The sequence below is a fragment of the Noviherbaspirillum sp. genome (genome assembly GCF_035254865.1).
GTDB lineage: Bacteria > Pseudomonadota > Gammaproteobacteria > Burkholderiales > Burkholderiaceae_D > Noviherbaspirillum.
Window position 1 is genome coordinate 81,646 of the sequence record NZ_DATFAF010000027.1, and the last position, 12,255, is coordinate 93,900.

Genomic DNA, 12,255 nt, shown 5'->3' on the forward strand with positions numbered 1-12,255 from the left:
GTGACGATATTCGATTATCTGGTCCTGTTCGTGCTGATTTGTTCGGTAGTGATCAGCACTCTGCGCGGATTGGTAAAGGAAATATTGTCGTTGCTGGGCTGGATCGTGTCCTTCGTGGTTGCCAATGCCTACGGCGAGGACCTGGCGGCTTTGCTGCCTGACATGGTTCCGGGCAACGTAACGCGACTGATTGTGGCATTTATTGCATTGTTTATCGGCGTCAGGCTGTTGATGATGCTGTTGAACCTGGCTGTCGATGCGGTAATAAAGGCGAGCGGACTGAGCTTGGCCGATCGGGGGCTCGGAGGCTTGTTCGGACTCGCGCGTGGCCTGCTCATCGTGCTGGCTGCCGTGCTGATTTGCGGAATGACGGCCATTCCGCAGCAGCCATTCTGGAAAGACGCAGTGTTAAGTCCGCTGGCGGAAACCGCCGCGCGCATGGTCAAACCTTTCCTGCCAGGCGATTTCGCCCGGCACGTACAGTTTTAAATTGTCTTAGTTGAGGAGTCCACCATGTGTGGCATTGTTGGCGTTGTTTCCCACGGCCCGGTTAACCAGCTGATTTACGATGCGTTGTTGCTCTTGCAGCATCGCGGGCAGGATGCCGCAGGCATTGCAACCAATCACGGCAATACATTCTCGATGCACAAGGCCAACGGCTTGGTGCGCGACGTCTTCCGTACGCGCAACATGCGTTCCTTGCCCGGCAATGCCGGCATCGGCCAGGTGCGTTATCCGACTGCGGGTTCCGACAGCGAGGAAGAAGCGCAGCCATTCTATGTGAATGCGCCTTTCGGCATCATCCTCGCCCATAACGGCAACCTGACCAACTGGGAACAGCTCAAGATCGAGATGTTCAAGAACGATCGCCGCCACATCAATACCGATTCCGATTCCGAAGTCTTGCTGAATGTGCTGGCGCATGAAATCCAGCAGGCGACCACCGGCTATTCGCTCGACCCGACGGCCCTGTTCAAGGCAGTTTCCGCGCTGCATAAGCGTGTGCGCGGCTCCTACGCGGTGGTTGCGCAGATCGCAGGCTATGGCTTGCTGGCTTTCCGTGACCCGTTCGGCATCCGGCCACTCTGCATCGGCTTCAACGATAGCGAGAAAGGGCCGGAATATATGCTGGCCAGCGAGTCTGTTGCGCTGGAAGGTCTGGGATTCCGCTTCCTGCGCGACGTGATGCCCGGGGAAGCGATCTTCATCGATCTCGATGGCAAGCTCTACAACCAGCAATGCGCGGAAAATCCGGTCCTGAATCCCTGCGCATTCGAATTTGTTTATCTGGCGCGTCCGGACTCCGTGATCGACGGCGCGTCGGTCTATGCAACGCGCCTGAAGATGGGCGAGTACCTGGCGGAGAAAATCAGGAAGCAGTTCTCCACTGGCGACATCGACGTCGTCATGCCGATTCCCGATTCTTCCCGTCCTGCAGCCATGGAATTGGCGTTGAAGCTGAACCTGGAATATCGCGAAGGCTTCATCAAGAACCGTTATATCGGCCGGACATTCATCATGCCGGGCCAGGCGGAACGCAAGAAGTCGGTGCGCCAGAAGCTCAATGCCATCAGCAGCGAGTTCAAGGGCAAGAGCGTGCTGCTGGTCGATGATTCCATCGTGCGCGGCACGACCAGCCGTGAAATCGTGCAGATGGCGCGCGACTCCGGCGCCAAGCGCGTAATCTTTGCTTCTGCCGCGCCGCCGGTGAAATACCCGAACGTCTATGGCATCGACATGCCGACGCGTAATGAGTTGATTGCGCATGGCCGCACGGAAGAGGAAGTGTGCCGGGAAATCACTGCCGACGCGCTGGTTTATCAGGATGTCGAGGCGCTCAAACGCGCGATCTCCGACGTCAATCCGATGCTCAAGCGCTTCGAGGCTTCTTGCTTCGATGGCATCTACGTGACGGGGGATATTTCGCGCGACTATCTTGATCGAATCGAATTCGCTCGCAATAATCCGAAGCCCTCCAACGAGGACGCGGTGCGCTCGCAATTGAATCTGAATCTCGCGCGCGTCGACTGACGTTGTTATCGCGGAGGATGCACGCCCGCTGCCTGATGAAGGCGGCGGGCTTTTTTGTTGCCTGCGCTAATGAAGCACGCGTCCGAGCAGCGACGCGAATTCCCGTGCGGGCAAGGGCTTGCTGAAATAGTATCCCTGCATTTCATCGCAATGATGATCGCGCAAAAATGCGACCTGTTCTTCCGTCTCCACGCCTTCTGCAATGACCTTGAGATTGAGGCTGTGGCCCAGCGAGATAACGGTGCTGGTGATGATCGCGTCATCCGTGTCGGTGGCGATATCGCGTACGAAGGATTGATCGATTTTCAAGTGATGCAGCGGGAAGCGCTTCAGGTAGCTGAGGCTTGAATAGCCGGTGCCGAAATCATCGATCGACAGCTGGACACCGAGATCCTTGAGTTCCTTCATTTTGGTGATGAACAGCTCGGCACTGTTCATCACGATACTCTCCGTCAGTTCCAGCTCCAGATGCCTGGCCTCGAGCCCCATGTTTTCCAGTGCATTGGAGACAGACTCCACCAGGTCTTCCTGCCGGAACTGGCGCGCCGACAGATTCACCGACACGCTGATCGTCGGCAATCCGGCGTTTTGCCAGGCCTTGTTTTGTGCGCAGGCGGTGTGCAATACCCACTCGCCGATCGGCACGATCAGGCCGATCTCTTCGGCCATCGGAATGAAAAGCGTGGGCGACACCAGGCCCATCTCGGGATGATGCCAGCGGATCAAGGCTTCGGCGCCGATGATGCGCCCGCTATGCGCATCGACCTTGGGTTGATAGAACAGTTCGAACTCATCGCGATCGAGCGCCCGGCGCAGCGCGCTTTCCAGCTCGGCGCGTTCCAGCGCTCGTGCGCTCATCTCGTGCGAATAAAACTGAAGCGCGTTGCCATGCTCCTCCTTGGCGCGATACATCGCGTTGTCGGCATTGCGCAGAAGGGATTGCATATCGTCCCCGTCGTCGGGATACAGCGTCGCGCCGATGCTCACCGTGACGAACAGTTCGTGTCCTTCAACCACGAACGGCATTGCAAAGGCGTCGAATATCTTGAACGCGACCGCGGTAACATCCTGCGGCCTCGGCAGATCCGGCAGGAGAATGATGAATTCGTCGCCGCCCTGGCGGGCGACCGTGTCGCCGTCGCGCACGACCTGCCTGAGGCGCTTGGAAACTTCCAGCAGCAAGGTATCGCCGAGCTCATGACCGAAGCTGTCGTTGATGCTCTTGAATCGATCCAGATCGAGAAACAGCACTGCCAGCAGCAAGCCATTTCGACGCGCGTGTGCCATCGCCTGTCCGATGCGATCGCCTAGCAGATTGCGGTTGGCCAGGCCGGTCAGGGCATCGTGGTCAGCCAGATATTCGATGCGCGCCTCGTATTCCTTGCGCTCGCTGATGTCGATCGTGACGCCGTCGAAGCGCAGCAGCTCGCCTTTGTCATTGCGGATCGCTCGTGCACGCTCCTCGACCCAGCGGATTTCGCCGTCAGGGCGGATGATTCTGTATTCCTGCCTGGAGCTGGTCGATTCGCGCAGCCTCGCATGCGCCCTCTGCACCGCCGCCTTGTCCTCCGGGTGCACAGCCTCAAACCAGAGATTCCGGTTCTCGTAAAACTGTTGCAGCGGTCGGCCATAGATCCTCTCGGCCATCGAATTCAGGTAGATGAATCCCGTCTCCGTAGCCGACCACACCACATTGTCGATGGAGTCCAGGATGCCGGAGAGTTTTTCCTCGGCGGCCCGCAGATCTCGCTCCGCCTTCTCATGCGCAGCCCTGGTACGCAGGCTCATCACACCATAGGCGATGTCATCGGCGAGCGCCTCGAATGTAACGATCTGTTCTGCATCGAATGAATTGGGTTCTTCCTCGTAAATCGTGAGAACGCCGAAGACCTGGCCGTTGTCCCTGAGCGGAAGCGAGACGGCAAGCGCGCGCTCATACCAGCCGTTTGTCTTCAAGCTATCCTGGTCGGCATCGGCAAGCGCCCAGGGGCGTCGCGGATCGAACATCGTCACGGTCGTTGGGGCGGGCATCCGGTTCGCGACTTCCTTGCACGGCGATTCGAATTCTCCTGCAGGGGAAGAGCCAGCCCATGCTATCGGTTTCATGCGGCCTTGCGTGTCGCTATACATGATGCAGGCCGCGTGATAGCCGCCTGCCTCGACAATGGTGCGGCACATTTCGTTGAGCAGATTCGTTTCATCGTTTGCGTGCACCATGACGTGGTTGCACTCCGCCATCACGGTTCGGGCGGAGAGCATGCGGCGCAATGCGTCCTGTGCTTGCTTGCGGTCGCTCACTTCGACGGTCAGTTGCGAGTGCTTTTTCTGGATTTCGCTGTACAGTGCCAAGTTCTCATAGACGGTTGCCAATTGCGCGGCAACGGTTGCCGCCGCGCGTTCATCCGCTTCGCTGAAGCCGTCCGCTCCGAGCTTGTCGACGAGGTAAAGCCATCCGAATACATTGTCCTGCGACGCTACCGGGACGGCGAGCAGGGAATGTACCGGCGGGTGGGTCGGCGGCAGGCCGACGCGCTGCGGATCGCCGTCCAGTCCGCCCAGACGCTTCGCGGAACGATCGATGAGTACGGCGCCGAGCAGGCCGTCTCGAGGCCGAGGCGCCTCCATCACGTCGAGAGCGGGTTCATCCAGTCCGCGCGTAATGAAGTGCTCGAGATGCTCGTCGTCGGAGCCCAATATGCCGATTACCACGTATTTGGCAAGACAGACGTCTTGCACCACGCGGCAGCTGATTTCGAGCAAATGCGTGGGATCCCGCTCCGCGGCCAGTTCAATGCCGAGTTCGATCAAGGCCGTGAGGCGCAGGCTGACCGTCTGCAGGCTGGACAGTGCCTTGGAGAGGCGCTGCACCATGTGTTGCAGACCTTCGATGTCAGCACGATTGGAAGCATCTTCATTTGCCAACTGCGACATCAGGTCGCTGCTGTTTTTCAGATCGGCGAGATATCCGGAGAGTTCATGGTCGATGCCCGCCATGCGGGGCGCCTCCGCCAATGGCGACAGCCGCGCCGGCGAGGCCGCGTCAATGGAAGGTAAACCCAGGGCTTCCTGCACCGCCTTGAGAATCACATGCGGATCGGAGGGCTTGGGCAGAACCCAGTGCACGCCGCACGCGAGCGCCATGGTAGCGGCTTCTCGCTCATGATAGGCGGCGATATGAAAAATGACCGGTGTATTGGCGGTGTCCGAATTGGCGCGAAGACGCTTGATGAATTCATGCCCGTCCATATTGGGCATCAGTATGTCCGCAATGATGAGATCCGGTCGTTTGACGCTGGCGATTTCAAGTGCTTGCGCGCCGTTCGTCGCCTCGAATAAGCGGTGACCGCCATAACCAAGAAGAACCATCAGGAACTGGCGATTCAACGCATGGTCGTCAACGATCAGGATCGTTGCCATCTTGGCTCCTTCTTTGCTGCAGCCGGTTTTTACTTGTGTTTGGGCGCTCGCGCATGTCATCGCCGCGCAAGAATGTCTCGATCGAATCGACGAAGGTTTCAGGATCGAGCGGCTTGCTGACGCATCCGTTAAAGCCCGCATCCAGGCATTCTTCTCCATCACCGGAGATTGTTGGCGCAGTGATGGCCACAGCGGGTATGGAACGCATGGCGGGGGCGGCCCGGAAATGACGGGCAACTGCATACCCGTCGAGATGCGGCAAATTCATATCGCAAATGATCAGGTCTGGCTGCTCCCCGGGTGCTGAAGCTAGAGTTTCCCTTTGATTATGCGCGTACAAGACCAGGCGGCCAGCTAACCCGGGCAGGTAAGCCATGAGCTCCATGTCCGCGGGGTTGTCTTTGACAAACAGAATGCATGCGGGCATGGGCACGACCTCCGTCGCGACAGCGCTGGTTTTGCGCGTGCATGAGACAGGTTTTTCATAAGAGACGGGACAACGCTTCTGAACGAAATTGCCCGAGACAGTCAATCTTGCGCCGATGGGATCGACGGGCTTTTGACAGAGATACAAGTCAAGTCCGGTTTCTTTGACCTCTCTGATGGACGGTAAATCTGATCGAGAAAACGACAAGAGTAATTTCGCCATTTCGCCATGTCTTCATTGCTGACGCAGGTGCCATCACTACGCGCACCGATCCGTCAGCGTAAGTGTTATCGGGGTATTTTCTTGTGCTTTCCGGAAGGCAAGCACTCAAAGTTCGGGATACGCTTTTTTATTCCCCGGCGGTCGCGCGTTACAGGGAGCCGGCGCCAGGACGCGTTTCTTGTTTGGCTATGATCACTATTCAATGAATAAGTGCAAAATATTTTAAGAAATGCCTGACAGGTCCTAGGAAAAGACTCGTTTTGCTGGGAAGGAAGTTAATTTTGGGAAAGTTGTGGAGTCTTGTCATTTTGCGTTAGCTCCTTTTTGCGATACGATGAAGTCTGCGCCGATTTGATTCTGCTTGCGGGCGCTGGGGCAGAGCCCCCGAACAAATTCTGCTAAAACGGATGTGAGATTCACCATCAACCCGTTTTAGCCCACGCTGAACGGGTTTTTTATTGACCATGACTGATACGAAAAAATACGGATTCACTACCACCATCCTGCACGGCGATCGTCAGAAGCCGATCGAACATGGATCCTTGCACAAGCCGGTTCATACCTCGGTGGCGTTTGGCTATCGCGATGCGCGCCAGCTCGCGGAAGTTTTCCAGGGAAAACAACCCGGTTACCGCTATGGCCGGCAAGGCAATCCGACCGTCACCGCGCTGGAAGAAAAAATCACGAAAATGGAGCAGGGTCTGGCAACGATCTGCTTCTCGACGGGGATGGCTGCCATTGCGGCGCTTTCACAGGCATTGCTGCGCGAGGGTGATCATGTAGTGTCGTCTTCATTTCTGTTTGGCAACACCAACAGCTTGTGGCAAACCGTGAACGGGCAGGGGATCGACGTATCGATGGTCGATGCGACAGATGTGAAGAATGTCGAAGCCGCATTGACGCCGGCGACCCGTATCGTGTTCGTAGAAACCATCGCCAATCCGCGCACCCAGATCGCCGATCTGAAGCGCATCGGCCAGCTATGTCGCGACCGCGGCATTGTGTATGTGGTCGACAACACGATGACTTCGCCCTATTTGTTCCGTCCGAGGATGGTCGGCGCCAGCCTTGTTGTCAATGCCCTGACCAAGTACATCGCCGGCCACGGCATCGCGCTCGGCGGTAGCTTGACTGACACCGGCTTGTACGACTGGACCAAATTTCCGAACATATTCGACAACTACAAACGCTACGCGCCGGCCCAATGGGGCATGGCCCAGATTCGTGCCAAGAGTCTGCGCGATTTTGGCGCCGCGCTCGGCCCCGAAGCTGCGCACCACATCGCCGTCGGCGCCGAAACGATGGCGTTGCGCATGGAGCGCGAGTGCACCAATGCACTCGCGCTTGCGCGCATGCTGGAGGCCGACGCGCGTGTGGCTGCCGTTCATTATCCGGGCCTGGCTTCGCACCCGCAGCACAAGCTCGCCACCGATCTCTTCAGTGCGTACGGCAGCTTGTTCAGCTTTGAACTGAAGGACGGAATCGACTGCTTTGATTACCTGAATCGCCTGCGGCTGGGCATTCCCGCAAGCAATCTTGGCGATACCCGGACCCTCGTCATACCGGTCGCACACACGATTTTTTACGAGATGGGCCCGGATCGACGGGCCAGCATGGGGATCGCAGAATCGCTCATCCGCGTTTCGGTCGGCATCGAGGATACTGCCGACTTGGTTGAGGACTTCAAGCAAGCGCTCGAGGGCTGAAAAGCGACAGATAGTCAAATTTCCCAATGAAAACAATTCACTACAGAAAGTGGATTGTGGCTAAAATACGCGAGTGAAATTCCCCTAGCAAGGAGCGCGTATGGCACGACCGGAGAAGGTCCGCCTCGGTGAGATTTTGGTGCAGCAGAAGTTGCTTTCCGAGGAGCAACTTCAGTTCGCGCTAGGTGAGCAGAAGCGGACCGGACGCAAACTCGGACGTGTCTTCGTCGAGAATGGCTTCGTGACGGAAGAGCAGATTTCCGGTGCACTCGCCAGGCAGCTCAACATCCCCTACATCAATCTCAAGTTCTTCAACATCGATCCGGAAGTGGTACGCGCGCTTCCGGAGACGCAGGCCCGTCGCTTTCGTGCCATTGCGCTGGAGGGACGTGGCGGATCGATGCTGATCGGGATGGCCGATCCTACTGATCTTTTCGCCTATGACGAAATTTCGCGCACCGTAAAGCGGCCGATCGAACTCGCCGTGGTCAACGAAGGCGAACTGCTGCAAACGATTGACCGCATCTACCGCCGCACGGAAGAGATCACCGATTTCGCACGCGAGCTGGAAGAGGACCTGGGCGACAGCTATGTCGATTTCGGCAATCTCGGCGGCGCGCCGGGAATCGAAGAGGCACCGGTCGTCAAGTTGCTGCAGTCCGTGTTCGACGATGCGACGCAGGTGAGGGCGTCCGATATCCATATCGAACCGCAGGAGGGGCGCCTGCAGATCCGCTTCCGTATCGACGGCGTGCTGCATCTGCAGACCGAAGCGGACATCAAGATCGCCCAGGCACTCGCTTTGCGCCTGAAGCTCATGTCGGGGCTCGATATTTCCGAGAAGCGTCTGCCGCAGGATGGACGCTTTGCGATCAAGGTGAAACAGCAGCAGGTCGACGTCCGTATCTCGACCATGCCGACCCAATTCGGCGAATCGGTCGTCATGCGCTTGCTGAATCAAAGCGGCGGCATTCTCAAGCTCGACTCGATCGGCATGCCGCCATCCATGGTGAAGAAATTTCGCGCCATCCTGCAGCGCCCGAACGGCCTCGTGCTCGTCACCGGCCCGACCGGAAGCGGCAAGACGACGACCCTTTACGGCGCGCTCGCTGAATTGAACAGCATGGAACGCAAGCTGATCACCGTCGAGGACCCGGTCGAATATCGCCTGCCGGGCGTCAATCAGGTGCAGATCAACGAAAAGATCGACCTCACCTTTGCCCGCGTACTGCGGTCCGCATTGCGTCAGGATCCGGACGTGGTGCTGGTCGGCGAAATGCGCGATCAGGAAACGGCGCAGATCGGCATGCGCGCGGCACTTACCGGCCACCTTGTGCTATCAACCCTGCATACCAACGATGCCGTCAGCACCCCGATACGCTTGCTCGACATGGGCGTCCCGCGGTACATGGTGGCGACCTCCTTGCAGGCTGTGCTCGCGCAACGCCTGGTCCGGGTGATTTGCGAAAGTTGTGCCGAGCCCTACACATTGAAGCCGACCGAACAGGAATGGCTGAAGTCGGAACTGGGCGATACGGTCAACGCCCGGAAATACCTGCACGGACGCGGCTGTACGCACTGCAACGGCACCGGCTACCGGGGACGCACCGGCGTGTATGAAATGCTGGAGATGAACGAGGCCGTCGCAACGGCAGCCAACCACCATGACCCTGCCCACTTCATGAACGTGGCGCAGGAGCAGATGGCTGGCCATACCTTGCGGCGCCATGGCGTCGCATTGGTGGTGGCGGGCAAGACCACGGTGAGCGAAGCCATGCGAATCAGCAATCAGTTCGATGATTAAGTCCGACCCCGATAAACGCGCTCATAGGAGCTAACGTGCCGTTCTTTGCATACAAAGGCCGCAATGCCCGCGGAGAGCTGCTGCAGGGTGTGCTTGAGAGTCCCGACAGCGGAGCGGTTGCGGACCAGCTCTTCAGCACCGGTGTCACGCCGGTGGAAATCGTCGTCACGAGCAAGCCTGTTTCCGGTCTGGCCGAAGGTTGGTGGGCGAAGCTGACAGAGCAGAAGATCCGACCCATCGACGTCCAGCTCTTCAGTCGTCAGCTCTATACCTTGCTGAAAGCCGGCGTGCCGATCATGCGCGGTCTCGCTGGACTGCAGGAGTCGGCCATCAATAAATCCTTCGCGCGCGTGGTGAAGGATTTGCGCGAATCACTGGACTCCGGCCGAGAATTGTCGGCTGCAATGCGCCGCCATCCGGACGTATTCTCGCCCTTCTTTCTGAGCATGGTCCGTGTCGGCGAAACGACCGGACGCCTGGAGGAAATCTTCCTCCGCCTGTTCGATCATCTGGAGTTCGAAAGAGACATGCGGGAGCGTGTCAAGACCGCGTTGCGTTACCCGATGTTCGTGGTCATGGCAATGGTCGCCGCGATCGCGGTCATCAACCTGTTCGTCATTCCTGCATTCGCCAAGGTGTATGCGGGCTTCAATGCCAAGCTGCCGCTCATGACGCAGCTGCTCATCAACGTCTCCAATTTCACGGTGCGTTTCTGGCCCTTGCTGCTCGTCACGGCGGTTGCTGCGTTCGTCGCATTCAAGATGTATATCGCAACGCCAAAAGGCCGGTTCCAATGGGACAAGCTCAAGCTGCGGTTTCCGATCATCGGCAAGATTATCCTGAAGGCGGCACTGGCGCGCTTCGCACGCAGCTTCGCACTGGCGAGCAAGAGCGGCGTGCCGATCGTGCAAGGGCTGAACGTCGTCGCGCAAACCGTGGATAACGTCTATATCTCAAGCCGGGTCGAACAGATGCGCGATGGCGTCGAACGCGGCGAAAGCATCTTGCGCACGGCGGTGACGACCGGCGTTTTCACTCCCGTGGTACTGCAAATGATTGCGGTCGGCGAGGAAACTGGCGAAATCGACGAGCTCATGGACGAGATTGCCGCCATGTACGAGCGTGAGGTCGATTACGAACTCAAGACGCTGTCATCGCAAATCGAACCGATCCTGATCGTCGGGCTGGGGATACTCGTGTTGATCCTTGCGCTGGGTGTGTTCCTGCCGATCTGGGATCTGGGCAAGGCAGCTTTGCAGAAATGACGGGATCCGGGCAACCGCATGTGTCTGTCGAAGGGGACGGCAATCATCTGCGGACCTGCAGTCTGCCAGCCGCTTCCGCAAGAAGTTCCGGCGGGTTTTCGATGCTGGAGCTGCTGTCGGCATTCATCCTGATTGGAATATTCGCTACTTTCCTCCTGGACCGGCTCACTTTTTATCAAGAGGCTGCCGAGAAGGCGAATGTCGAGTACACCATCGCCAACCTGCGGAGTGCCCTGCGAATCCAGATGGCGGTGTTGATTTCCCAAGGGCGTATGCGGGAATTTGCGTTGCTGGAGCAACAAAATCCAATGGACTGGCTGGAGCACAAACCCGCGAACTACAGGCTGGTGTCGCGAGACTCCAGTCGCGAACCCGGTTTTTGGCATTTCAATACAAGCGATCGAACGCTGACTTACTGGCTGGTGCACGGAAGTCATTTTCAAACTGATAAGCCGGAGGGCAAGCGCATTCGCCTCCGTATCCGCTTGGTTCGTGACTCTTCCGGCCCGCAAAGCGATACGCAAAGTCCAGTCTCGACCGTTCGCCTTGAGCTGGTTGAACCCTATACCTGGCTTAAATAATTCCATACGGAAATTATTTGTTGCACGGAACGTCAAAAGTCGTAAAGACGCTGCAAAAATTTGACGTGAAGTATCTTTTTTTTTCCGTGTGTCTATATAATTCCCGTTGACAATAGTGTTTCTGGACTGCACAACTAACCGAGCGAAATACATGCGAGCGAGACAGACTGGCTTCACATTGATTGAACTGGTTGTGGTCATCAGCATTCTTGCGCTTCTGGCGGCGATTGCATTACCAAGGTTCGCTGCTTTGCAGACCGAAGCGCGCATGGCCAAGATGAACGGAGCGCTTGGTTCGATCAAGGCGGCTGCGACGCTGGCGCATGCGCTGCAATTGGCACAGAATCTTGCGCCGGGATCCGCGGTGACGATGGAAGGGCCGACGGGGAATATCGCCATGGTATTAGGCTACCCGACAACGGACCTGGCATCGATCGGACGCGCGGCCGGCCTTGTTGATGATTTGGGTAACGCGATTCCGGGCTACTTGCCCGTGAAGACCAGTGCAACGGTGTTCACGGTCAGTCCGGACTCGACGCACTCGAACTGTTCGGTGACCTACACGGTACCGGACGGAGTAACGACGTTTGCACCCGCCTACAGCAACGCAAACATCACCACGGCGAACTGCCAATAGCCACACCATTCGATTTTGTATAAAAGAAGTAAGTAAATCTTGTCCTGAGGAGGAAGGTATGAACAAGCAACAATCTGGTTTTACCCTGATCGAACTGGTCGTGGTAATTGTGATTCTCGGTATTTTGGCGGCGACGGCGTTGCCGAAGTTTGTGGATTTGAAGTC

The 12,255-nt window shown here is 57.5% G+C and carries 10 protein-coding genes; 8 read left to right on the forward strand and 2 right to left on the reverse strand.

Going from position 1 to position 12,255, the window contains the following annotated elements; all coding sequences use genetic code 11:
* Complete coding sequence (locus VJ651_RS08305; RefSeq protein WP_324106997.1) at window positions 1-489, forward strand: CvpA family protein; 489 nt, start codon at window positions 1-3, stop codon at window positions 487-489.
* Window positions 490-513: 24 nt separating this feature from the next.
* Window positions 514-2,031 (forward strand): amidophosphoribosyltransferase, encoded by a 1,518-nt coding sequence (purF, locus tag VJ651_RS08310; RefSeq protein WP_136418105.1) that lies wholly within the window; start codon window positions 514-516, stop codon window positions 2,029-2,031.
* Between the two features lie 66 nt (window positions 2,032-2,097).
* Here purF and VJ651_RS08315 read toward each other — a convergent pair whose 3' ends face one another.
* Together VJ651_RS08315 and VJ651_RS08320 are read right to left on the reverse strand one after the other, a co-directional pair.
* Window positions 2,098-5,448 (reverse strand): EAL domain-containing protein, encoded by a 3,351-nt coding sequence (locus VJ651_RS08315; protein ID WP_324106998.1) that lies wholly within the window; start codon window positions 5,446-5,448, stop codon window positions 2,098-2,100.
* Window positions 5,426-6,097, reverse strand: a complete 672-nt coding sequence (locus VJ651_RS08320) for a response regulator (protein WP_324106999.1) — start codon at window positions 6,095-6,097, stop codon at window positions 5,426-5,428. Before VJ651_RS08320 ends, VJ651_RS08315 begins: the two co-directional genes overlap by 23 nt.
* Before the next feature lie 464 nt (window positions 6,098-6,561).
* Between VJ651_RS08320 and VJ651_RS08325 the strand changes: the two genes are divergently transcribed.
* The 6 genes from VJ651_RS08325 to VJ651_RS08350 form a co-directional block, all read left to right on the forward strand.
* Entirely contained in the window at window positions 6,562-7,803 is a 1,242-nt protein-coding gene (locus VJ651_RS08325; protein WP_324107000.1) for a cystathionine gamma-synthase family protein, read from the forward strand.
* A 100-nt stretch (window positions 7,804-7,903) separates the two neighbouring features.
* Window positions 7,904-9,607: a GspE/PulE family protein gene (locus VJ651_RS08330; RefSeq protein ID WP_324107001.1), complete on the forward strand. Its 1,704-nt coding sequence runs from the start codon at window positions 7,904-7,906 to the stop codon at window positions 9,605-9,607.
* A gap of 35 nt (window positions 9,608-9,642) precedes the next feature.
* Complete coding sequence (locus tag VJ651_RS08335) at window positions 9,643-10,872, forward strand: type II secretion system F family protein (protein ID WP_324107002.1); 1,230 nt, start codon at window positions 9,643-9,645, stop codon at window positions 10,870-10,872.
* A gap of 101 nt (window positions 10,873-10,973) precedes the next feature.
* A complete protein-coding gene (locus tag VJ651_RS08340) occupies window positions 10,974-11,453 on the forward strand; it encodes a hypothetical protein (protein ID WP_324107003.1) in 480 nt (159 codons plus the stop codon).
* A 151-nt stretch (window positions 11,454-11,604) separates the two neighbouring features.
* Window positions 11,605-12,090 carry a type II secretion system protein gene (locus tag VJ651_RS08345; protein ID WP_324107004.1) on the forward strand — a complete coding sequence of 162 codons (486 nt, stop codon included), beginning with the start codon at window positions 11,605-11,607 and terminating at the stop codon, window positions 12,088-12,090.
* A 58-nt stretch (window positions 12,091-12,148) separates the two neighbouring features.
* Window positions 12,149-12,255 (forward strand): type II secretion system protein (locus VJ651_RS08350; protein ID WP_324107007.1); only part of this gene is annotated, 107 nt, incomplete at its 3' end.

Excerpts from the sequence above, each read along its gene's own strand:
- purF (WP_136418105.1), top strand. The coding sequence starts at position 514 with ATGTGTGGCATTGTTGGCGTTGTTTCCCACGGCCCGGTTAACCAGCTG.
- VJ651_RS08330 (WP_324107001.1), top strand. The coding sequence starts at position 7,904 with ATGGCACGACCGGAGAAGGTCCGCCTCGGTGAGATTTTGGTGCAGCAG.
- VJ651_RS08340 (WP_324107003.1), top strand. The coding sequence starts at position 10,974 with ATGCTGGAGCTGCTGTCGGCATTCATCCTGATTGGAATATTCGCTACT.
- VJ651_RS08315 (WP_324106998.1), bottom strand. The coding sequence starts at position 5,448 with ATGGCAACGATCCTGATCGTTGACGACCATGCGTTGAATCGCCAGTTC.
- VJ651_RS08320 (WP_324106999.1), bottom strand. The coding sequence starts at position 6,097 with ATGGCGAAATTACTCTTGTCGTTTTCTCGATCAGATTTACCGTCCATC.
- VJ651_RS08345 (WP_324107004.1), top strand. The coding sequence starts at position 11,605 with ATGCGAGCGAGACAGACTGGCTTCACATTGATTGAACTGGTTGTGGTC.
- VJ651_RS08325 (WP_324107000.1), top strand. The coding sequence starts at position 6,562 with ATGACTGATACGAAAAAATACGGATTCACTACCACCATCCTGCACGGC.